Here is a 23,996-nt window from a genome sequence, read left to right as displayed (position 1 = left end):
TGAATGCCGAAGCGTGGTTGAAAAACCACATTATTGATAGGGTTAAAAGCCTACTTTTATAAGTTGATGTTAGGACACTTATCCTAATTCATAAATTTTTAGTGTGGTGAAAGCACACGTCATCTTGTGAAACGATCAATAAAGTACGTAATATTTGCTACTAGAGAGTTAGGAAACATCGGGAACAGACATACTCAACAGAAACAAACATAAAAACGTCAGAAGATTGCAGAGCAGGTGAAAACCTGCTCTTTTTTCATGAGTCAACCTTTAGTCGCCTTCGTCTTCTTGAGGCGCTACAAATACGGTAAAGGAGTATGTCTTGAAAGAGTTAGATCAAAACCAAGCCCCAATTTATGAGGCCATGGTGAAGTTGCGCAAGAAAAGGATTGTTCCCTTTGATGTTCCAGGTCACAAGCGTGGACGGGGAAATCCAGAACTTGTCGAACTGCTAGGTGAAAAATGTGTAGGCATTGATGTTAATTCGATGAAACCCTTGGATAATCTTGGTCACCCCATTTCGATTATTCGGGATGCAGAGGAGCTGGCAGCTGATGCTTTTGGAGCAGCCCATGCCTTTCTCATGATTGGGGGAACAACTTCATCGGTGCAGACTATGATTCTGTCAACCTGCAAGGCTGGAGATAAGATTATTCTGCCACGTAATGTCCATAAATCTGCTATTAATGCGTTGGTTCTATGTGGTGCCATTCCCATCTATATCGAGATGAGTGTAGATCCTAAAATTGGTATCGCTTTAGGTCTTGAAAATGATCGAGTAGCCAAGGCCATAAAGGACCATCCAGATGCCAAGGCCATTTTGATTAACAATCCTACTTACTACGGAATCTGTTCAGACCTAAGGGGATTGACAAAAATGGCTCATGAAGCTGGTATGATGGTTTTAGTAGATGAAGCTCACGGAGCGCATTTGCATTTCACTGATAAACTTCCAATTTCTGCTATGGATGCAGGGGCTGATATGGCAGCAGTCTCCATGCATAAGTCTGGTGGGAGTTTGACCCAAAGTTCGCTTCTTTTAATCGGGGAGCAGATGAATCCTGAATACGTTCGTCAGATCATCAACCTGACCCAGTCAACATCCGCCTCTTACTTGTTGATGGCTAGTCTGGATATTTCGCGTCGCAACTTGGCTCTTCGTGGTAAAGAGTCGTTTGAGAAGGTCATTGAGCTATCCGAGTACGCTCGTCGTGAAATCAATGCCATTGGCGGTTACTATGCTTACTCAAAAGAGTTAATAGATGGTGTGTCGGTCTGTGATTTTGATGTAACCAAGCTGTCAGTTTACACTCAGGGGATTGGCTTAACAGGTATCGAGGTTTATGACCTCTTACGGGATGAATATGACATTCAGATCGAGTTTGGTGATATCGGCAATATATTAGCCTACATTTCCATTGGTGACCGCATCCAAGACATCGAGCGCTTAGTCGGTGCTTTGGCTGATATCAAGAGACTCTATTCACGAGATGGGAAGGACTTGATAGCTGGAGAATATATTCAGCCCGAGTTAGTGCTGTCTCCACAAGAAGCCTTCTATTCAGAGAGAAAAAGTTTAACCTTGGATGATTCTGTTGGACAAGTCTGTGGAGAATTTGTTATGTGTTACCCTCCAGGAATCCCTATCTTGGCTCCTGGTGAACGCATTATACGTGAAATTGTAGACTATATCCAATTTGCCAAGGAACGTGGTTGCTCCCTCCAAGGGACGGAAGATCCTGAGGTCAATCACATCAACGTCATTAAGAGAAAGGAGAACTAGATGGATTTATGGTTTTCTGAAGTTCATACTCCAGATGTGAAATTGTCCCTGAGAACAGCCAAGCAACTCTACGCTGGTAAAAGTGAATGGCAGGATATCGAAGTCTTGGATACACCAGCTTTTGGGAAAATACTGATTTTAAATGGGCATGTCTTGTTTTCAGATGCGGATGATTTTGTCTACAATGAAATGACCGTCCACGTTCCCATGGCTGTCCACCCAAATCCCAAGAAAGTATTGGTTATTGGGGGTGGTGATGGCGGTGTCGCCCAAGTATTAACACTCTATCCTGAGCTGGAACAAATCGATATTGTGGAACCAGATGAGATGTTGGTTGAAGTCTGTCGTGAGTATTTCCCAGACTTTGCTGCAGGGCTAGATGATCCTCGTGTTACCATTTACTACCAAAATGGGCTACGCTTTTTGCGAAACTGCGAAGATGATTACGATATTATCATCAACGATGCGACAGATCCGTTTGGCCATACGGAAGGGCTCTTTACCAAGGAATTCTACGGCAATAGTTATAGGGCTCTGAAAGAAGACGGTATCATGATTTACCAGCATGGGAGTCCCTTCTTTGATGAGGATGAGTCAGCTTGCCGAAGTATGCATCGCAAGGTCAATCAAGCCTTTCCAATCAGCCGGGTCTATCAGGCCCATATTCCAACCAGTCCAGCTGGCTATTGGTTATTTGGGTTTGCATCGAAAAAATACCACCCTGTCAAAGATTTTGACAAGGAAGGCTGGAAAAAACGCCAGCTTTTCACAGAATACTACACTGCAAACTTACATGTGGGGGCCTTCATGTTGCCTAAGTATGTAGAAGACATTTTAGAAGAAGAGGAAGGAAAAAAATGAGTCGTTTACTAGTTATTGGATGTGGGGGCGTTGCCCAAGTTGCTATTTCAAAGATTTGCCAAGATAGCGAAACCTTTACAGAAATTATGATTGCTAGCCGTACTAAGTCAAAATGTGATGACTTGAAGGCTAAACTGGAAGGCAAAACAAGTACAAAGATTGAGACAGCTGCTCTTGATGCAGATAAGGTTGAAGAAGTAATTGCCCTGATTGAAAGCTACAAGCCAGAAGCAGTTTTGAACGTAGCACTACCATATCAAGATTTAACCATTATGGACGCTTGTTTGGCAACAGGTGTTCACTATATCGATACAGCTAACTACGAAGCCGAGGATACGGAAGATCCTGAATGGCGTGCTATTTATGAGAAACGTTGCAAGGAACTTGGTTTTACAGCCTACTTTGACTACTCATGGCAATGGGCTTATCAGGAGAAATTCAAGGAAGCAGGCTTGACCGCTCTGCTTGGTTCTGGTTTTGACCCAGGTGTGACTAGTGTCTTTTCAGCCTATGCCCTCAAACACTATTTTGATGAAATCCACTATATCGACATTTTAGACTGTAATGGTGGTGACCACGGTTATCCGTTTGCAACAAACTTTAACCCAGAAATCAATCTACGCGAGGTTTCTGCGCCAGGTTCTTACTGGGAAGATGGAAAATGGGTCGAAGTCGAAGCCATGTCAATCAAGCGTGAGTATGATTTCCCTCAAGTTGGACAAAAAGACATGTATCTCCTTCACCATGAAGAAATTGAATCATTGGCCAAGAACATTCCAGGTGTCAAACGCATTCGTTTCTTTATGACTTTTGGTCAATCTTACTTGACGCACATGAAATGTCTTGAAAATGTTGGACTCCTTCGTACGGATGCCATTAACTTCAACGGACAAGAAATTGTTCCAATCCAATTCTTGAAAGCCTTGCTTCCAGATCCTGCCAGCCTTGGCCCACGTACTGTTGGTAAGACAAATATTGGATGTATCTTTACAGGTGTAAAAGATGGCGTTGAAAAGACTATCTATATCTACAATGTTTGCGACCATCAGGAATGTTACGCAGAAGTTGGTTCACAAGCTATTTCTTACACAACAGGAGTTCCAGCTATGATTGGGACAAAATTGGTTATGAACGGTACTTGGAAACAAGCTGGAGTATATAACCTTGAAGAATTGGATCCAGATCCATTTATGGAAGCTTTGAATGAGTATGGTTTGCCATGGGTTGTGGTTGAAAATCCACAAATGGTGGACTGATGAAGTTAGAACAAGTACCAACACCAGCCTACGTTATTGACTTGGCCCGTTTAGAATCTAACTGTAAAATTCTTCATGAAGTTCAGGAAAAAGCAGGTTGCAAGGTTTTGCTTGCCCAGAAGGCTTATTCCCTCTACAAAACCTATCCCTTGATTAGTCAGTATCTATCAGGTACGACTGCAAGTGGTCTCTATGAGGCCAAGCTAGCTAGAGAAGAGTTCCCTGGTGAAGTCCATGTTTTTGCACCAGCTTTCAAGGATGAGGACATGGAGGAATTGCTTGAGCTAACAGACCATATCGTCTTTAACTCAGAGAGACAATTGCGTAAGTATGGGGCTCGTTGTCGGGAGGCTGGTATCAGTATAGGTCTCCGTATCAATCCCCAATGTTCAACTCAGGGTGACCACGCGCTCTATGACCCTTGTGCACCTGGCTCCCGTTTTGGAGTAACTTCAGACAAGATACCGAGTGATTTGCTGGATTTGGTGGATGGTCTTCATTTTCACACCCTTTGCGAGCAGGGAGCAGATGATTTAGAGACAACTTTGAATGCAGTAGAAGAGCAATTTGGAGCCTATTTGCATCAGGTCAAATGGCTCAATATGGGGGGCGGACACCACATCACAAGAGAGGACTATGATGTAGATTTGCTGATTTCTGAGATCAAGCGTATCCGAGAAACTTACAATCTTGAAATCTATATCGAGCCTGGTGAAGCCATTGCGCTCAATGCAGGTTATCTAGCAACTGAAGTATTGGATATTGTCGAGAACGATATGGAAATCTTGGTTTTAGATGCCTCCGCGACCTGCCATATGCCTGATGTGCTCGAAATGCCTTACCGACCACCATTGAGAGATGGCTACGAAGCGCAAGAAAAAGATTATACCTATAGACTATCTTCCAATACCTGCCTGACGGGTGATGTGATTGGCGATTATAGTTTTGAAAATCCAGTTGAGATTGGAGACAGACTTTATTTCGAAGATATGGCCATTTATTCCTTTGTTAAAAACAATACCTTCAATGGTATTGGGTTGCCAAGTCTCTATCTCATGGACGAGCAGGGTGACTGTAGCTTAGTCAAAGCCTTCGGCTACCAAGACTTTAAAGGGAGATTATCATGATAGAAACTCCGAAAAAAGCAGGCTATCGTATGCCTGCAGAATATGAATCCCATCATGGTACCCTCATGATATGGCCAACTCGACCAGGTTCATGGCCCTTTCAAGGAAAGGCTGCCAAAAGAGCTTTCAGCCAGATCATTAAGACTATAGCAGAAGGGGAAAGAGTCTATCTTTTGGTAGAGCAAGATTATCTATCTGAAGCCCAATCTTATCTTGGAGACAAGGTTGTTTATTTAGACATTCCCACCAATGATGCCTGGGCGCGTGATACAGGTCCGACTATTCTCCTTAATGATAAAAGGGAAAAGTTGGCAGTAGACTGGTCTTTCAATGCTTGGGGTGGTGCTGTTGATGGTCTCTACCAAGACTATGAAGATGATGACCAAGTAGCCAGTCGTTTTGCTGAGGCCTTGGAAATGCCTGTTTACGATGCCAAACCTTTTGTACTGGAAGGCGGAGCCATTCATAGCGATGGTCAAGGAACCATTCTCGTGACTGAAAGTTGCTTGCTTAGTCCTGGTCGCAATCCTCATCTGACTAAAGAGGAAATTAAGAATACCTTATTAGAGAGCCTTGGCGCTGAAAAAGTTATTTGGCTTCCTTATGGTATTTATCAGGACGAAACCAATGAACACGTTGACAACGTTGCAGCCTTTGTTGGTCCTGCAGAACTTGTCTTGGCTTGGACAGACGACAAAAGCGATCCTCAGTATGCCATGTCAAAAGCAGATCTCGAACTATTAGAGCAAGAAACAGATGCAAAAGGTCGTCACTTCACCATTCATAAGCTTCCTATCCCAGCTATTCGTCAGGTTGTAACCGAAGAGGATTTGTCAGGCTACATCTATGAAGAAGGAGAAGAAGAGCGGTACGCAGGTGAACGACTAGCAGCTTCCTACGTAAACTTTTATATCGCTAACAAGGCAGTCCTTGTTCCCCAGTTTCAAGATGTCAATGACCAAGTAGCCTTAGATATTCTCAGTAAGTGTTTCCCAGACCGTAAAGTTGTCGGAATTCCAGCCAGAGATATTCTTTTAGGTGGTGGCAATATCCACTGTATCACCCAACAAATCCCAGAATAGGAGAAAAAGATGAGAAATGTAAGAGTTGCAGCCATTCAGATGCAATGTGCCAAGGATGTGGCAACAAATATCCAAACCGCAGAGCGTTTAGTACGTCAGGCTTCAGAAAAAGGCGCACAAATTATTCTCTTGCCCGAGTTGTTTGAACGTCCCTATTTCTGTCAGGAACGTCAGTATGACTACTACCAGCATGCCCAGTCGGTGACAGACAATACAGCTATTCAGCATTTTAAAACCATTGCCAAGGAGCTAAAGGTCGTTTTACCAATCAGTTTCTATGAAAAAGATGGCAATGTCTTGTATAACTCTATTGCCGTTATTGATGCAGATGGGGAAGTGCTGGGCGTTTATCGGAAAACCCACATACCAGATGATCATTATTATCAAGAAAAGTTTTATTTCACACCTGGTAACACTGGTTTCAAGGTCTGGGATACTCGCTATGCCAAGATTGGGATCGGTATCTGTTGGGATCAATGGTTCCCTGAAACAGCGCGCTGTCTTGCGTTAAATGGTGCTGAATTGCTCTTTTATCCAACTGCTATTGGCTCTGAGCCTATCCTAGATACGGACAGTTGTGGTCATTGGCAACGTACCATGCAAGGACACGCAGCAGCAAATATTGTCCCAGTTATTGCAGCCAATCGTTATGGTTTGGAGGAAGTCACTCCTAGTGAGGAAAATGGTGGACAGAGTTCCAGTCTTGACTTCTACGGTTCATCCTTTATGACGGATGAAACAGGAGCTATTCTTGAGCGAGCTGAAAGACAAGGTGAAGCTGTTCTGTTAGCTACTTATGACCTAGATAAGGGAGCAAGTGAACGCCTAAACTGGGGCTTGTTTCGAGATAGAAGACCCGAAATGTATCAACGAATTACGGACTAGTAGGAGAGAAATGAGAGATTCATTCTGCTAGATTAACTTCTTATTTTCAACTATAAGGATACTATGTTGTCTAGTAAGTGGATTTTATATTTTAACCCTCTAAGGCTTTCTCGCGCTTTGATGCGAGGAGCTTTTCTGTTTAAGCTTTATCAATAAAACATGCTATAATAGTTGCAGAAAGGTTGGTATTTATGGCTAGGATATTGGTTATTGAAGACAATAGTGACATTCAAGAGATTTTGCGAACACTTCTTACTGAGGAGCATGAGGTGATTCAAGCCTTTTCTGGTACAGAAGGAATCATGCGTTTTGACCAAGGTGGGATTGACCTCATTTTGCTAGATATCATGCTTCCTGGGAAAAATGGGGATCAGGTTTTAAAAGCCATCAGGGAACAAAGTCAAACTCCAGTCATTATGCTAACAGCTTTGAGCGATAAGAAGTTAATCAGTCAATACCTCTTAGACGGTGCCAATGATTACATAGTCAAACCTTTTGATTTGGACGAAGTCTTTGCAAGAGTTACTGTTCAGTTACGTCAAAGTGCAGAAAAACAGCCTGCAGAAATTGTAAAAACTGAAAATCTGCCACAAAACTTGAAAAATATCCAGTTTGATGCCGAAAGTTTTGAAATCAAAAATAGTCAGGAAACGATTCGTCTTGCTAAGAAAGAATGCTTGATTCTCCAAACTCTCCTCAAACATCCTAAGAAAATTTTCACCAAGGAAGAACTTTATGAATTGGTCTGGGAGGATAGCTACCTACCTGGAGATAATACTCTCAATACGCATTTGAGTAATCTTCGAAAAAAATTAAACCAGCTTGACCCAAATCAAGAATATATTGAAACCATCTGGGGAGTTGGGGTAAGATTAAAAGGAGACAAGCAATGACCTACATGATAATTTTTGTCCTACTAGTACTCCTAATTATTTTATCGATTGCATTGATTCGCTACCATCTAGCACTTAAAAACTTGAGTCAACAGATTGAAGACAAGATTCTCACAGGTAGTATGAAAAGAGTCGGAGTCAGCATTTTTTCCAAACATTTTTTACATCTCTACCAGCAAATTGAAAATCTATTTCAGGAAGTAGAACAATCTCGATTGGTGATGAAAAGGGAAAAACAGACTCTGGATATGGCCATCAGCAATATCGCCCATGATATTCGAACACCTTTGACTATCGCTTCAGGTTACACCCAACAATTGATAAAGTCTCCTGAAAACAAAGCAGAAACCTTACAAAAAATCGCCCAGCATCTTGATTTAGTTTCCAAACGTTTGGAGGCTCTCCTAGAATACCGTCGTTTGATGGAAGGAGCTGTCAAACCGAAACTGGAAGAAGTGGACCTTTCAGCTTTTATCACCAAAAAAACTCTGACTTATTATGATGTTTTTCAGGCGGCAAATATCACGCTTGATTTTAAGGTTGAAGCTGGTTTAAAAATGATGACTGATGAAGACTTACTGGATCGAATTTTACAAAATCTGCTTGGGAATGTCCTCAAACATGGCAAGGAAGAAGCGCGTCTGTCTTTGCGAAAAGAAAAGGAACAGCTTGTCTTAGAGATTGCAAACCTTGTTAAACAGCCCATCAAAAAAATAGAAAATCTCAGCAACCGTTTTTATTCTGAAAATCTATCAGACACCGAAGAATCCTCTGGTTTAGGCCTTTATATTACTGAAGAATTATGTCATCTTCTCGGTGCAGAGATGAAACTAAGCACAGATGGGCAGTGGTTATCGGTTTTTATTCACTTTTAACGAAATAAACCTCCTCTGTAGGCTAGAGGAGGTCATTTTTTATAAACTTTTCTTTTTGAAAACTGCCAGTCCACTTAGATTAAAAATTACAATAACAGCTAAGGTAACTATAAGTGTATAGAAAATGGATTCACTATTAGCAGTCATAGCATAGAAAAACTGCAATGATAAATATGGCAAAATTTTGATACTTGGGAAGATGAGCATTGGCATAGAAAGGATGATAGAGCTAATCAGATATCCAATAAATACTGCAAGATAAGAATGACTAACATAGAGGATGAAGGAAACAATGGAAAGCCAAGCAAGGAGGCAAAGGAATTGAAGGAAAATGGTTACCAGTAGATTGCCAATAAAGCCATCAGGCATAGTTCCAAATCCATTTAAGATTGTTGCTGGAATAAAGGCAATCACAAGGCTGATGATGACTTGTAAAAGTGCAATACAAGCCAATACAAAGGCTTTCGCTAGAAAAAACTCGGTACGAGAGACACCCACTGTTAAATTATTTTTATAGAGTTTGCCGATTAAATCAACTCCAAGAACGAGGCAGGCTAGGATGATGCAGAGAAAAACGAGGTTTGAACCTTGACTAGATGCGTTGATCAGGGCTTGTACACCGTCCCAACCATGGGTTGGAATGTCTGGCTCTTCTGTCTGGATTGCCATTAGATGGCCAGTAGCTCCAAAAATAGCCCCCATTAACATGAGTACAAAGAGAATGAATTCTGTAATCCAGAATCCTTTGGAGCGGAAAAGACGGTAAAAATCTGCTTGAATGGTATGTATCATGATTTTCCTCCTATTGGACCAATTGAGTGAAGTATTCTTCTAGGTTTTGACGGGCATAGTAAATCTCGTCAATGGCGACATCTGCCAAGGTTAATTCCTTAAGAATCTGTTTGACATCTTGTTCCTGACCAAAGATGTGAATTTCATTTTCTGGATTAACAACCTTGAACTGGAGCTGGATTTGTTCTTTTAATACTTGACAAGCTTTCTCTTGGTCAGCTGTCTTAAGGACAATATAATCCTCACTTAGTGTTTCAAATTCAGCTTTGCTGATTTCACGGATAATCTTGCCTTGATCTAAAATACCAAAGCGATTTGCTACGAGATAGAGTTCTGACAAGATATGGCTAGAGATGAGAATGGTGATCCCTTTTTCTTGATTGAGCCGTTGAATCATGAGGCGAAATTCTTTGATACCTATTGGGTCGAGACCGTTGATAGGTTCATCTAGGATCAGGAAGTCTGGTTTGGATAGGAGGGCAATGGCAATACCAAGTCTTTGTTTCATTCCTAGCGAGAAATCACGAAAGACTTTCTTACCTGTATCTGGCAAACCTACATAGTCCAGCGTTTCTCGAATGACTTGATCAGCATTTGGAATATGACGAATCATACAGTAATATTTCAGGTTTTGATAGGCTGTTAAGTGATTATGAGCTACAGGTGATTCGATCACTGAACCTACTCGAGATAGAGCCTTGCTCCATTCATTTTCCGAATGGCTAGAGAAGAGGGAAACAGTTCCTTTATCCGCAAACAGTAGCTGCGTAATGATTTTTATCAAGGTGGTTTTCCCAGCTCCGTTTTTCCCGATAAGTCCATAAATATCTCCCTCTCTTATCGTTAGATGAAGATCCTGAAGGATAGCTTGTTTGTCGAAGTTTTTGGACAATCCATGAATGTCAAGTACTGTTTTCATGATTCTCTCCTTTTGATTTATTTTGTTAACTTTAGTATAAAGTATAGAAATCAAAGAAAGCTCAAGCATTTCTAAAGAGTTTCTAAAGTTTTAGGAATTCTTAAATATCAAAACCCAGTTGGTATGAACTGGGCTTCTTTACTATAAAATATATTTCTCAATGGCACGCGCAACGCCGCCTTCTTCGTTGCTGGCTGTAACGGCATCCGCAAGAGATTTGACATAATCGCTGGCATTTCCCATTGCAATGCCAAGTCCTGCAAACTGGAGCATTTCGATATCATTATTAGCATCGCCCATAGCCATTATTTCTGATGGCTCGATATTCAAAATCTCTGCTAGTCGAGAAAGAGCGGTAGCCTTTGTCGTACCAAGTGGCATAGCTTCATAAATGACAGGCTGCGAACGAACACCGCTAAATCGTTGGCAGAGTTCTGTAGCAAAACGCTCTTCAAAATCGTCTGTTTGGCTCTCTGTCCCCAAAAACATCCCTTGGAACATACGGTACTTACCACTGGTAGCTTCCTCAAGGGAAATTTCAGTCAGGTCTGAGAAGACTAGCTCGGCATCATTTTGAATGATTTCATTAGGCTTACCACCGAGGACAAAATAATGCTCCTCATCAAAAAGAGTCAACTGAACATCACTTTTTTCAGCTAGGTCATAGAGGTACTCGATGTCTGCTGGACTGAGTTCTTGCCAATCAACCAGACTCCAATCACTTGTCTGGTGAGTTGAGCAACCGTTGTTAACAATTACATACTCATTCTGGAGGTCAAGCCCCAGTTTTTGATAGTAGGGGAGGACACCGAAAAGCGGGCGACCTGTACAGAGAACCAGTTTGACACCTTTTTCAATAGCTTGATGAATAGCAGTAATGTGAGCTTGTGGGATTTCCTTGGCTTCATTGAGGAGAGTTCCGTCCATATCCAAGGCTAGTAGTTTAATCATAAGACTTCCTTCTTTATCTTTTGGTATTATTATAGCATATTTTGGAGAAGAAATTTATAAAAGACTTTGGACTAATTGATTTTACAGTTTAGGATGTTTTGATAACAATTCATGACTTGAAGAGGATATTTCGCTAATATATGCTATACTAAACTTGTTATACAGTTAAGTAAACAATTATATTCAATAATCTAGTCAAGGAAAACAGATAATTTAATATGAAAAAACGGATTATTCAAATTTTACTAGCATTATCCTTAATTTTTTACAAATCAACTTGGTTTTGGGGAATTTTCAATCACCTCGCAAAGCCTTATCTACCAGCAAGTCGTGAATTTTTTCAGATTCTGCTTTTGATGGAGAGTGGTGTTCTTTTGTCAGCAGTCATCTATCTACTAGTTTTTGCAGGAAAGCAAACTTTTCATTTCAAGTGGCAGTTGAGGTACTTTATCTACCTTTTACTGGGCTACATCATTTTGTATATGTCGGACTTCCTCTTGACTTATTTCATACCCTCGTCTTCAAATCAAATTTCTTTGAATGAAACGGTAGAAATGATGGGGAGACAGGAGTACCCTTATTTCTTGCTCATCGTTTGCTTCATCGGCCCTATTGCTGAGGAGTTGATTTATCGCGGTGTGCTTATGACAACCTTTTTCAAAAACTCGCCTTGGTACGGAGATGTCTTGCTTTCTGCTATTATTTTCGGTTATATTCATATCAATTTTGCTTTAACTCCTCTTGCTTTTTTCATTTATGCTAGTGGAGGTCTTATTTTGGCTCTATTGTATCACATGACAAAAAGTCTCTACTATCCAATACTAGTTCATATTCTCATCAATATCACTGCCTTCTGGAATGTGTGGTTACTCCTATTTTCAGGAAGTTAGCTTACTAAAACAATGTCGGAATTTTCCGGCATTTTCTTTTCAACGGATGAACAAGAACTGATTATTTTCAGACTTGGCTGGCTAATCATGGTATAATAAAAGGTAATGAAAAATTCCAATGAGGCAGAGATGAAATTACTTTATACTGATATTCGGACTTCTTTGACTGAAATTCTAACCAGAGAGGCGGAAGAGCTAGTTGCTGCTGGCAAGCGGGTCTTCTACATCGCTCCCAACTCTCTTTCTTTTGAAAAGGAACGCGCCGTGCTGGAATGCTTGTCCCAGCAGGCTTCTTTTGCGATTACCGTCACGCGCTTTGCGCAAATGGCTCGTTACCTGATCTTGAATGACTTGCCTGCCAAGACCAGTCTAGATGACATCGGTCTTGGGATGGCCTTTTACAAATGCCTTGCCGAACTTGATCCTAAGGATTTACGTGTTTATGGGGCTATCAAGCAGGACCCTCAATTTATCCAGCAGTTGATTGATCTTTACCACGAGATGACGACTGCTCAAATGAGTTTTTTGGACTTGGAGAGTTTGACGGATGAGGACAAGAGGGCCGATTTACTCTTGATTTTTGAGAAGGTAACGGCTTATCTCAATCAAGGTCAGTTGGCTCAGGGAAGTCAATTGTCCCATTTGATTGAGGCTATTGAGAATGACAAAGTTAGTAGTGATTTTACTCAAATCGCCTTGGTTATTGATGGATTTACTCGTTTTTCTGCTGAGGAAGAGCGGATTGTGGATTTACTTTACGGCAAGGGTGTTGAGATTGTCATTGGGTCTTATGCTAGTAAGAAAGCTTATACCAGTCCATTCGCTGAAGGCAATCTCTACCAAGCCAGTGTGGAGTTTCTCCATCATCTAGCCTCTAAATACCAAACACCTGCTCAGGATTATTCTCAAACTCATGAGCAGATGGATAGTTTTGACAAGGCCTCTCGTTTGCTAGAGTCTTCTTATGACTTTACAGAGCTCACTTTGGATGTCGATGAGAAGGATCGTGAAAACTTACAAATCTGGTCTTGTTTGACACAAAAGGAGGAGTTGGAGCTAGTAGCCCGTAGCATTCGTCAGAAATTACATGAGAACTCAGACCTGAGCTACAAGCATTTTCGTATTCTCTTGGGGGATGTGGCTTCTTATCAGTTATCTCTCAAAACTATTTTTGACCAGTATCAGATTCCTTTTTATCTTGGTAGAAGCGAAGCTATGGCCCACCACCCTTTGACACAGTTTGTCGAATCTATTTTAGCTTTAAAACGCTATCGTTTCCGTCAGGAGGATTTGATTAACCTCCTCAGAACAGGTTTGTATACCGACCTTAGTCAGGCTGATATTGATGCTTTTGAGCAATATATCCGCTATCTTGGTATCAATGGCTTGCCAGCCTTTCAGCAAACCTTTACCAAATCTCACCATGGAAAATTTGATTTAGGGCGTTTGAATGCCCTTCGTTTGAGAGTTTTGGCTCCTCTTGAAACCCTGTTTGCCAGCCGAAAACAAAAGGCTGAAAATCTCTTGCAAAAGTGGAACTCTTTTCTAAAAGAAGGAGCTGTGACCAAGCAGTTACAAGATTTGACAGCTACTATGGAAACTCTTGAACAGGAAAGACAGGCTGAAGTTTGGAAGGCTTTCTGTCATGTTTTAGAACAATTCGCGACCGTTTTTGCTGGTTCACAGGTTAGTCTAGAGGACTTCCTAGCCTTGCTCCATTCTGGAATGAGTCTATCTCAATACCGTACTATTCCAGCAACAGTGGACACTGTCCTGGTGCAGAGTTACGATTTGATTGCACCACTGACTGCTGACTTTGTATACGCCATTGGGCTAACTCAGGATAATTTACCAAAAATTGCGCAAAACACCAGTCTTTTGACAGGCGAAGAAAGACAAAGCTTAAATCAAGCGACAGAGGAAGGGGCACAATTGCTGATTGCCAGCAGTGAAAACCTCAAGAAAAATCGCTATACCATGCTTTCCTTGGTCAATTCTGCTCGTAAAGAGTTAGTTTTATCGGCTCCAAGCCTTTTTAATGAAAGTGAAAGTAAAGAATCTGCCTATCTTCAAGAGTTGGTCCATTTTGGATTTAGGCGGAGAGAGAGAAGGATGAATCACAAAGGGCTATCTAAGGAAGACATGGGGTCATATCACAGTCTTTTGTCCAGTCTGGTTGCCTATCACCAGCAGGGCGAGACGAGTGATACTGAGCAAGATTTGACCTTTATCAAGGTTCTGGCGCGTGTCATGGGTAAAAAACTAGACCAGCAAGGTCTGGAAAATCCAGCCCTCCCAACCAGCCCAAGCAGTAAACCCTTAGCAAAGGACACCTTACAGGCTCTCTATCCTGCTGAACAGGAATTTTACCTGTCTACCTCTGGTTTGACGGAGTTTTACCGGAACCAATACAGTTATTTCCTCCGCTACGTTTTAGGCTTGCAAGAGGAATTACGTCTACGTCCTGATGCCCGTAGTCACGGAAATTTCTTGCACCGCATTTTTGAACGTGCCTTGCAGTTGCCTGATGAAGATTCCTTTGACAACCGTCTAGAACAAGCTATTCAAGAAACCAGTCAAGAACGCGAATTTGAGGCTATTTATCAGGAAAGTTTGGAAGCCCAGTTTACAAAGGAAGTTTTGCTTGATGTTGCACGGACGACTGGACATATTCTCCGCCATAATCCAGCTATTGAAACCATCAAAGAAGAGGCGAATTTCGGTGGAAAAGAGCAGGCCTTTATTCAATTGGACAATGGTCGCAGTGTCTTTGTACGAGGTAAGGTGGACCGGATTGACCGTTTGAAAGCTGATGGATCGATAGGAGTAGTAGACTACAAATCCAGTCTGACCCAGTTCCAGTTTCCTCATTTCTTTAATGGGCTCAATTCCCAGTTACCAACCTATCTAGCTGCCTTAAAAAGAGAAGGGGAGCAGAACTTTTTTGGTGCCATGTACTTGGAAATGGCTGAGCCTGTCCAATCTTTGATGGCCGTTAAAAGTCTGGCAGGTGCAATAGTAGAAGCTAGCAAGTCAATGAAATACCAAGGCCTCTTTTTAGAAAAAGAAAGCAGTCATTTGGGCGAATTTTACAATAAAAACAAGGCCAATCAGCTGACGGATGAGGAATTTCAGCTCCTACTGGACTACAATGCCCATCTTTACAAGAAAGCAGCTGAGAAAATTTTAGAAGGTCAGTTCGCCATTAACCCTTATACTGAAAATGGCAGAAGTATTGCACCATATGTCCAGCAACACCAAGCCATCACTGGATTTGAAGCCAATTACCACTTGGGCCAAGCACGTTTCCTAGAAAAGTTGAACTTAGCTGACGGCAAGCGTCTGGTCGGAGAAAAACTCAAGCAAGCTTGGTTTGAAAAAATAAGAGAGGAGTTGAATCGATGAAGCCTATTCCCTTTTTAACTGAGGAGGAGATTCAAAAACTGCAAGAAGTAGAAGCAAATTCGAGCAAGGAACAAAAGAAAACTGCCGAGCAAATCGAAGCCATCTACACTTCTGGTCAAAATATCCTTGTCTCAGCGTCGGCTGGTTCTGGTAAAACCTTTGTCATGGCCGAGCGTATTCTGGACCAGTTAGCGCGTGGTGTGGAAATCAGTCAACTCTTTATTTCAACCTTCACGGTTAAGGCTGCGACTGAACTTAAAGAACGTTTGGAGAAAAAAATCAGCCAACAAATCCAAGAAAGCGATGACGTTGACCTCAAACAACACTTGGGTCGCCAGTTGGCAGATTTACCCAACGCAGCCATTGGAACCATGGACTCCTTCACACAAAAATTCCTCAGCAAACACGGTTATCTACTTGATATTGCGCCTAATTTCCGTATTTTACAAAACCAGAGCGAGCAACTCCTTCTAAAAAATGAAGTCTTTCATGAGGTATTTGAAGCCCATTACCAAGGTAAACAGAAAAAGAAGTTTAGCCATTTGCTGAAAAATTTTGCAGGGCGTGGAAAGGATGAACGGGGGCTGCGCCAGCAAGTTTACAAAATTTATGACTTCCTCCAATCCACCAGCAATCCTCAAAAGTGGCTGAGTGAATCTTTCTTAAAAGGCTTTGAGAAAGCTGATTTTACGAATGAAAAAGAAAAACTGACTGAGCAAATCCAGCAAGCCCTTTGGGATTTGGAAAGCTTTTTCCGTTATCATCTGGATAATGATGCCAAGGAGTTTCCAAAGGCTACTTATTTAGAAAATGTTCAGTTGATTCTGGATGAAATTGCTTCCTTAAATCAAGAGTCCGATAGTCAGGCTTATCAAACGGTGCTTGCGCGTGTTGTCGCAATTTCGAAAGAGAAAAACGGCCGGGCCCTGACTAATGCCAGTCGTAAGGCTGATTTGAAGCCACTGGCCGATGCCTACAACGAAGAGAGAAAGACCCAGTTTGCTAAACTAGGACAATTATCAGACCAGATAACGATTCTCGACTATCAAGAACGTTATCATGGAGATACATGGGAACTAGCTAAAACCTTCCAAGCCTTCATGAGTGATTTTGTGGAAGCGTATCGTCAGCGTAAACGTCAGGAAAATGCCTTTGAATTCGCTGATATTAGCCATTACACCATTGAGATTTTAGAGAATTTCCCGCAAGTTCGTGAGGCTTATCAGGAGCGCTTCCATGAAGTCATGGTCGATGAGTATCAGGATACCAACCATATTCAAGAACGGATGTTGGAATTACTTTCTAATGGCCACAACCGCTTTATGGTGGGAGATATCAAGCAGTCTATCTATCGTTTCCGTCAGGCAGATTCGCAGATTTTTAATGAAAAGTTCCAACGCTATGCGCAAGATTCCCAAGAAGGAAAGCTGATTCTCCTCAAGGAAAATTTCCGTAGCAGTTCAGAAGTTCTGTCAGTAACCAATGATGTTTTTGAACGTCTCATGGACCAAGAGGTCGGCGAAATCAACTATGATAACATGCACCAACTTGTTTTTGCCAATACCAAACTAACTCCTAATCCAGAAAACAAGGCAGAATTTCTCCTCTACGATAAGGACGATACAGGTGAGGAAGAAGAGAATCAAGAAGAAACGAACTTAACTGGCGAGATGCGGCTAGTCATCAAGGAAATACTTAAACTTCATCAAGAAAAAGGTGTTGCCTTTAAAGAAATTGCCCTTCTGACCTCCAGCCGCAGTCGTAATGACCAGATTCTTCTCGCCCTGTCCGAGTACGGGATTCCCGTTAAAGCCGACGGAGAGCAAAACAATTATCTCCAATCCCTAGAAGTGCAAGTCATGTTAGACGCCCTTCGTGTCATTCACAATCCCCTGCAAGACTATGCCTTGGTTGCCCTTATGAAGTCTCCAATGTTTGGTTTTGATGAGGATGAGTTAGCACGTTTGTCCCTTCAGAAAGCAGAGGATAAAGTCCAAGAAAATCTATATGAGAAACTGATCAATGCTCAAAAACTGACAAGCAGCCAAAAAGGATTGATTCACACAGCTCTAGCTGAGAAACTAAACCAATTCATGGATGTCCTAGCTTCTTGGCGCCTGTATGCCAAAACCCACTCCCTCTATGACTTGATTTGGAAGATTTACAACGACCGTTTTTATTATGACTATGTTGGAGCCTTGCCAAATGGGCCTGCTAGACAGGCCAATCTCTATGCCCTAGCTCTGCGTGCTGATCAATTTGAAAAGAGCAATTTCAAGGGCTTGTCGCGTTTTATTCGTATGATTGACCAAGTTTTAGAAGCCCAGCACGATTTGGCAAGCGTAGCTGTCGCACCGCCAAAAGATGCAGTAGAGCTCATGACCATTCACAAGAGTAAAGGACTGGAGTTCCCTTACGTTTTTATCCTCAATATGGATCAGGACTTCAATAAGCAAGACAGCATGTCAGAAGTCATTCTCAGCCGTAAAAATGGACTAGGTGTCAAATATATTGCCAAAATGGAGACAGGAGCAGTGGAAGCTCATTATCCTAAAACCATCAAACTCTCCATTCCTAGCCTAACTTATATACAGAATGAAGAGGAATTACAGCTGGCAAGCTATTCTGAGCAGATGCGCCTTCTGTATGTTGCCATGACACGGGCTGAGAAAAAGCTTTATCTTGTCGGCAAGGGTTCGCGTGAAAAGCTGGAATCCAAGGAATACCCAGCAACCAAAAATGGGAAACTAAATAGCAATACTAGACTGCAAGCCAAGAATTTCCAAGATTGGCTTTGGGCTATTAGCAAAGTGTTTGCCAAGGACAATCTCAACTTTAGCTATCGTTTTGTTGGCGAAGACCAGTTGACTAGAGAAGCTATCGGAGAGTTGGAAAACAAGAGCCCTCTACAAGATAGCTCTCAAGCAGACAACCGCCAGTCTGAAACCATCAAAGAAGCTCTGGAAATGCTGAAAGAGGTGGAAGTCTATAATACTCTTCATCGCGCAGCTATTGAATTGCCAAGTGTTCAAACCCCAAGTCAAATCAAGAAATTCTACGAACCTGTCATGGATATGGAAGGTGTTGAGATTGCAGGTCAAGGCCAGTCAGTAGACAAGAAAATCAGCTTTGATTTGCCAGATTTTTCAAGCAAAGAAAAGGTAACAGGAGTGGAGATTGGTAGTGCTACCCACGAACTCATGCAGAGAATTGATCTCAGCCAGCGCCCAACTCTTGCTAGCCTGACAGAAACTCTCAAACAAGTTCAAACCAGCCCAGCTGTCAGAGACAAGATTAATCTTGCGAAAATCCTTGCTTTCTTTGACACAGCACTCGGTCAGGAAATTCTAGCGAATACCGACCATCTCTATCGCGAGCAACCTTTCTCCATGCTCAAACGAGATCAAAAGAGTCAGGAAGACTTCGTTGTCCGTGGTATCCTTGATGGCTATCTGCTTTATGAGGATAAAATCGTTCTTTTCGACTATAAGACAGACCACTATGATGAACCAAGTCAACTCATAGCTCGCTATTGTGGTCAGTTAGCCCTATACGGAGAGGCTTTATCTCGAGCCTATTCGATTGAAAATATTGAAAAATACTTGATTTTACTCGGTAAAGATGAGGTTCAAGTTGTAAAAGTATAATCTAGAAAGGAGACCTCATGACACTTCCAGTTAGAAAATCCCTGCACGATGCGGTTTTACAGGCTTCAAAAGCGGATACTTGGGAACAAGCTACCAAGGAATGGAATGAAGTTTCCTTGATTTTTAACGGTATCGGCCGTAGCAATTGCGTCTGTGGAAATGCTATCAAATACGCTTATGAACTCTTTAACGGTGTCACAGGTCAACGCCTCTTTCCAATCGGTAGCGATTGTGTTCGTCATTTTCATCGATTAAGCCTTGACCAGCAACTAGAAGAGGAAGAAAAATTACTCAGAAAGGTTGAAAATCTGACCAGAAAAGCCCAGAAAAAGGAAAAAATCAAGGTCAATAAAAGTGACTTTGATGAGCGACTTCTAAAATGGCTCTGGGAAAAAGGTGTTTTCAAACCTAATCGCGGCAATCAATTTGCACCTGAGAGAGACTACCAGCTTTTCCTAGAAGTCTTTCAGGGAGGAAGTTGGACCAAGGCAGAGCCTAAGAAGAAGGCTCGGATGGAAGAAGTCCTTGAAAAGTGTATCAAACCCTTTTTACTTGGCAAACCGGATGACCAACTCTACCTTGTCAAGCTAGGCAAGGAGAAAATTGACTACGAGCAAGAACTCCGCATCCAGGCAGAGAAAGAGCGCAAGAAGAGGGATAAAATTGCCAAACAATATGCAGACAATCTAGTCCTAGCCATGGGCCCAGCGGAGCGTGCTTATCAGGATTACTTTGGCTTTACAGAAACCCTAACCCAAGAAGAACGCAAGTGGGAGAAAATTCTTTTTGGTAAAAATCGAACAGAACGGGCTATCAAGGCCAAACAATACCAAAAAGAGTTGGAAAAAGACCAACGAATAGCCAGTCAGGATCCAATTGAAAGAAAACAGAAGCAGACCTGGCTCCTCAATTCCTATTTCCGTGAGCTTCCTGAAGAAAAAGCTCGATTTGCTCGCCTCTTATTAGAATATCGAAAAAGTGGAGAAGTTCCCTTTTCAACTGAATATCTGTCAGATCATCTGCTCGACTTTTTCTATAAAATGAAAGCCTTTGAGTTTGAAATCGCACCAGAACAAGTTCGATATTTTCTAAAAGAAAGCCTCCAGGCAGACATTCTCTCCTCAGCACAAGAAAGCTGGATAGAAGGAATTCTCCTCAACTGCCTCAAACCATTTTTAGAACGATTATTGATATAAGTAACACCTACCGTGGGAATGCCATGGTAGGTGTTGTTTTTTAAATAGTCAGTATCATTCTCTACAGATTTAATAGAAAAAAGAATTTACTTATGCATATATTTTTTATTATGCTAGATAACTTTTAAAATCTTATGAGAGTTTAAATTATGACTAGCTTAATTTAAGGTTTCGTAGTATAATTACATTAGGAAAAAACTGTATAAACCAATATTTATAAGTTGTTCGAAATACATATATCAATGTAAAGTTATTTATTACAGTAACTAAAACTATATTATATAAGGAAATATTACATGATTGATATCCACTCTCACATTATTTTTGGTGTAGATGATGGACCAAGCACAATTGAAGAAAGCCTAGCTCTTCTGAAAGAAGCTTTCTCGCAGGGAGTTTGTACGATTGTATCCACTTCACATCGTAGAAAACATATGTTTGAAACTCCAGAAGATACAATTATGACCAACTTTAAAGAGGTTCAATCACTTGCTAAGAAAGAACTGCCTGACTTAACTCTTTTATATGGAGCAGAAATCTTCTACACCCAAGATATTCTTGAAAAGCTGGAACGTAAACAAATTCCTACTCTGAATGATACACAATATGCTTTAATCGAATTCAGCCCGACCACCCCCTATTGGGAAATCCGTAATGCAGTAAGTAAAGTTTTATTGTTAGGTATTAGACCTGTCATTGCCCATATTGAACGCTATGCTGAACTAGAAAAAAATGAAAAAAGAGTTAAAGAGCTGATAGATATGGGATGTTATACTCAAATAAATAGTTCTAGTGTTCTTAAGCCCAAAATATTTGGTGATAAGTATCGCGTATTCAAAAAAAGAGCTCAATATTTTCTTGCCCATAATCTAGTTCACTGTGTGGCTAGCGATATGCATAATTTAAGCTCAAGACCGCCATATATGGAGCAAGCATTTGACACGATTAGTCATCAGTATGGAAGGGAAAGAGCAGAAGAATTATTTTTAGTAAATCCTAAGTTGATAATATCGAACAAAAATACTAAAAAAACAATTATTATTTGATTTCTCCAGTTTTAGTTTGAGATTTCTCTCATTTTATGGTATATTAAAATCCAATTTATACATAACGAATATATATATTTATAATAATCCTCTATTTTAACCTTGGTTAATATATATATATGCAAATAGATACACACTAATATATGTGTATTGTTCAGGAGGAAGATGATGATTTATAGAAGATCCAAGAGAATGGTAGAACTTCTTATTTCTATATTTTTATTAATTTTAATAATCCCCATTTGTCTCATTGCTTGTATTTTTATTGTTATAGAATCAAGTGGCAATCCCATTTACATACAAGAACGAGTTGGATTGAATGGACGAAAATTTATGATGTATAAACTCCGTTCCATGTATTTGGATGCAGAGAAAAATGGTCATCAATGGGCAAGTAAAAATGATAAACGAATTACCAAAGTTGGACGGTTTATACGAAGAACCAGAATTGATGAATTTCCACAAATTATCAATATTATTAAAGGGGAAATGTCAATTATCGGGCCTCGACCAGAAAGACCGGAGTTTGTTAACGAATTTTTAAAATATATCCCTGATTTTAATAAGCGATTAGCTGTTCGTCCAGGAATTACAGGATGGGCTCAAGTGAATGGTGGTTATGATTTGACTCCTAAAGAAAAATTAGGATATGATATATACTATATCAAACATGAAAGTATTAAATTAGATTTCCTCATTTTACTAAAAACAGCCAAAGTTATTTTTAATGGACATGGATTTAGATAATTCAGATAGGGAAGATAAGCAAAGGACAAAAATAAAAGATGAATATTTTTAATAAAAATGTTAATAGAGTTTTTTCTTTGATAAAAAGTAAACTACTATTTTTACTTCTATTTACTATAATAGGGACGACAGCAGTTGGTCTATATACCGTGTTTATCATTTCTCCTATATACAGCGTCTCCTCTAAGCTCATAATGAAAAATGCATCAACTCAAACAAATGGCCAGAATAATGATACACAAACGATTGAAGCGATAAACCTCTTTCAAAGACAAGCTAAAACTTATTTAGAAATAGCAGATCTTCCCCCTGTAAAAGATGAGACCAATAAAGCATTAAGCTTATCACCAGATGAAATTTCAAAAATCAAGTCTGTTAAATTAACGAATGACTCAGGATCTCAGTTGGTAACAGTAACAGTACGAGCGCTAGATCGAAACTTAGCAGAACGTTATATTAAAGAGTATGTCATTCAGTATAAAAAATTTACAGCAGATAGATTAGGGCGCGACAACTTGTCAGTTGTTACAGAAGCACTGGGAAGTGATTCTCCAGTTTATCCCGTTCTATGGAAGAATCTTCTTGTATCTATTCTAGTATTTTCTTTTGTAGGATTTAATGTTATTTTCATCAAATATGTATTGAGTGATTCGATTGATTCTTACGAAGACTTGGAAGAGTTAGTGGGAACACCTGTTCTTGGGATGATCCCTACTATAGAGAAAAAGAGGAAAGGTGACTAAGTTGCATATAGAAGTTATCCATAACAGTAAATCCATCGTAGCTGAGTCCTTTAGAACTTTAAGGAGTAATCTTCAGTTCTCAGAATTTGGAAAAAATATTAAAATCATTGTCGTTACAAGTGCCAACCCCAATGAAGGCAAGAGTGAAGTCAGTATCAATCTTGCTGCCTCTTTGGCCCAACAGGGGAAAAGAGTGATTATCATAGACGCGGATATGCGTAAACCAACTCAACATAAATTAACAGAGGTAAGTAATACCGAGGGTCTCAGCACCTTCTTATTAAAAAGATCTGGTGTTGATTCCATTAATCATTTAACGATAAATGATGTGAATTTAGATGTACTGACCTCAGGGCCTGTTCCGCCTAATCCATCTGAGATGTTAGCCAGTTCTTCTATGGAAGAAACACTCAAAGCATTTGAAGATTTTTATGACTATGTCATTATTGATACACCTCCCTTGCTAGCAGCAACTGATGCCCAAGTTTTAGCCAGTATTGCTGATGCCACCCTTCTGGTAGTAGACATCAAGAGCTCAAAACGGCGTCAAGTGGTAGAAGCAAAACGACGATTAGATCACGTAGGAGCTAGATTACTCGGAGTTGTAATGAATAAAATAGATTCACATAAAGACACCTATTATTACTATTATTAACTAACTATTTGAAAGGCAGGGGAGGAAAAATGACAATCTATCTTTTAATGTTCGTCTATATCTCTTTCCTGGCCTTTTTCTCATTAAAATATGAGGATAAAGAACAAGAGTTAAGAGGCTCTTTGTCAACTGTAGTGGGTTGAAGAAAAGCTAAGATCGAGAAAGGACACATTTCGTCCTTTCTTTTTTGATATTGAGAGCGATAAAAATCCGTTTTTTGAAGTTTTCAAAGTTCCGAAAACC

General features: G+C 40.6%; 19 protein-coding genes. 16 read left to right on the top strand and 3 right to left on the bottom strand.

Annotated features, from left to right (window positions below; all coding sequences use genetic code 11):
• Window positions 1–322: 322 nt before the first annotated feature.
• The 8 genes from QM408_RS07900 (at window position 323) to QM408_RS07865 (ending at window position 8,762) form a co-directional block, all read left to right on the top strand.
• Window positions 323–1,783 carry an aminotransferase class I/II-fold pyridoxal phosphate-dependent enzyme gene (locus QM408_RS07900; RefSeq protein WP_049515253.1) on the top strand — a complete coding sequence of 487 codons (1,461 nt, stop codon included), beginning with the start codon at window positions 323–325 and terminating at the stop codon, window positions 1,781–1,783.
• Window positions 1,784–2,644: a polyamine aminopropyltransferase gene (speE, locus tag QM408_RS07895; protein ID WP_000366713.1), complete on the top strand. Its 861-nt coding sequence runs from the start codon at window positions 1,784–1,786 to the stop codon at window positions 2,642–2,644.
• Window positions 2,641–3,900, top strand: coding sequence for a saccharopine dehydrogenase family protein (locus QM408_RS07890; protein ID WP_023947659.1), 1,260 nt, complete (start codon window positions 2,641–2,643; stop codon window positions 3,898–3,900). Before speE ends, QM408_RS07890 begins: the two co-directional genes overlap by 4 nt.
• Entirely contained in the window at window positions 3,900–5,027 is a 1,128-nt protein-coding gene (gene nspC / locus QM408_RS07885; RefSeq protein WP_414374186.1) for a carboxynorspermidine decarboxylase, read from the top strand. Before QM408_RS07890 ends, nspC begins: the two co-directional genes overlap by 1 nt.
• Window positions 5,024–6,109: an agmatine deiminase gene (aguA, locus tag QM408_RS07880; RefSeq protein ID WP_247930155.1), complete on the top strand. Its 1,086-nt coding sequence runs from the start codon at window positions 5,024–5,026 to the stop codon at window positions 6,107–6,109. The genes nspC and aguA overlap by 4 nt, the downstream gene beginning before the upstream one ends.
• A gap of 9 nt (window positions 6,110–6,118) precedes the next feature.
• Window positions 6,119–6,994: an N-carbamoylputrescine amidase gene (aguB, locus tag QM408_RS07875; protein WP_414374184.1), complete on the top strand. Its 876-nt coding sequence runs from the start codon at window positions 6,119–6,121 to the stop codon at window positions 6,992–6,994.
• Between the two features lie 191 nt (window positions 6,995–7,185).
• The gene (locus QM408_RS07870; protein ID WP_414374182.1) at window positions 7,186–7,887 is read left to right on the top strand and encodes a response regulator transcription factor; all 702 of its coding nucleotides are present in this window, start codon (window positions 7,186–7,188) and stop codon (window positions 7,885–7,887) included.
• Window positions 7,884–8,762, top strand: a complete 879-nt coding sequence (locus QM408_RS07865) for a sensor histidine kinase (RefSeq protein ID WP_020902867.1) — start codon at window positions 7,884–7,886, stop codon at window positions 8,760–8,762. The genes QM408_RS07870 and QM408_RS07865 overlap by 4 nt, the downstream gene beginning before the upstream one ends.
• Before the next feature lie 39 nt (window positions 8,763–8,801).
• On the opposite strand, the gene QM408_RS07860 is transcribed toward QM408_RS07865, so the two are convergent.
• From QM408_RS07860 to QM408_RS07850, 3 genes are all read right to left on the bottom strand, one after another.
• Window positions 8,802–9,554, bottom strand: coding sequence for an ABC transporter permease (locus QM408_RS07860; RefSeq protein WP_084953430.1), 753 nt, complete (start codon window positions 9,552–9,554; stop codon window positions 8,802–8,804).
• A 10-nt stretch (window positions 9,555–9,564) separates the two neighbouring features.
• On the bottom strand, window positions 9,565–10,473 hold the full coding sequence (locus QM408_RS07855; protein WP_261069476.1) for an ABC transporter ATP-binding protein: 909 nt from the start codon (window positions 10,471–10,473) through the stop codon (window positions 9,565–9,567).
• Window positions 10,474–10,614: 141 nt separating this feature from the next.
• Complete coding sequence (locus QM408_RS07850; protein WP_414374179.1) at window positions 10,615–11,424, bottom strand: Cof-type HAD-IIB family hydrolase; 810 nt, start codon at window positions 11,422–11,424, stop codon at window positions 10,615–10,617.
• Window positions 11,425–11,642: 218 nt separating this feature from the next.
• Here QM408_RS07850 and QM408_RS07845 point away from each other — a divergent pair, with 218 nt between their 5' ends.
• The 8 genes from QM408_RS07845 to QM408_RS07810 all read left to right on the top strand — a co-directional run bounded on the left by QM408_RS07845 (window position 11,643) and on the right by QM408_RS07810 (window position 23,753).
• The gene (locus tag QM408_RS07845) at window positions 11,643–12,314 is read left to right on the top strand and encodes a CPBP family intramembrane glutamic endopeptidase (RefSeq protein WP_414374177.1); all 672 of its coding nucleotides are present in this window, start codon (window positions 11,643–11,645) and stop codon (window positions 12,312–12,314) included.
• 129 nt (window positions 12,315–12,443) lie between these two features.
• Entirely contained in the window at window positions 12,444–15,719 is a 3,276-nt protein-coding gene (rexB, locus tag QM408_RS07840; protein WP_414374175.1) for an ATP-dependent nuclease subunit B, read from the top strand.
• The gene (gene addA, locus QM408_RS07835) at window positions 15,716–19,366 is read left to right on the top strand and encodes a helicase-exonuclease AddAB subunit AddA (protein WP_414374173.1); all 3,651 of its coding nucleotides are present in this window, start codon (window positions 15,716–15,718) and stop codon (window positions 19,364–19,366) included. The genes rexB and addA overlap by 4 nt, the downstream gene beginning before the upstream one ends.
• A gap of 17 nt (window positions 19,367–19,383) precedes the next feature.
• A complete protein-coding gene (locus QM408_RS07830) occupies window positions 19,384–20,562 on the top strand; it encodes a hypothetical protein (protein WP_414374171.1) in 1,179 nt (392 codons plus the stop codon).
• A gap of 296 nt (window positions 20,563–20,858) precedes the next feature.
• Window positions 20,859–21,608 (top strand): capsular polysaccharide biosynthesis protein Cps4B, encoded by a 750-nt coding sequence (gene cps4B, locus QM408_RS07825; protein WP_414374169.1) that lies wholly within the window; start codon window positions 20,859–20,861, stop codon window positions 21,606–21,608.
• A 168-nt stretch (window positions 21,609–21,776) separates the two neighbouring features.
• Window positions 21,777–22,355 carry a sugar transferase gene (locus QM408_RS07820; protein WP_414374167.1) on the top strand — a complete coding sequence of 193 codons (579 nt, stop codon included), beginning with the start codon at window positions 21,777–21,779 and terminating at the stop codon, window positions 22,353–22,355.
• Between the two features lie 38 nt (window positions 22,356–22,393).
• Window positions 22,394–23,098 carry a YveK family protein gene (locus QM408_RS07815; protein ID WP_414374165.1) on the top strand — a complete coding sequence of 235 codons (705 nt, stop codon included), beginning with the start codon at window positions 22,394–22,396 and terminating at the stop codon, window positions 23,096–23,098.
• Entirely contained in the window at window positions 23,091–23,753 is a 663-nt protein-coding gene (locus tag QM408_RS07810; RefSeq protein WP_414374164.1) for a CpsD/CapB family tyrosine-protein kinase, read from the top strand. The genes QM408_RS07815 and QM408_RS07810 overlap by 8 nt, the downstream gene beginning before the upstream one ends.
• Window positions 23,754–23,996 lie beyond the last annotated feature (243 nt).

This window comes from Streptococcus mitis (assembly GCF_047464965.1).
Lineage (GTDB): Bacteria > Bacillota > Bacilli > Lactobacillales > Streptococcaceae > Streptococcus > Streptococcus mitis_DU.
The sequence above is the reverse complement of the archived record's forward strand: the minus strand, read 5'-3'. Positions and strand labels throughout refer to the sequence as shown.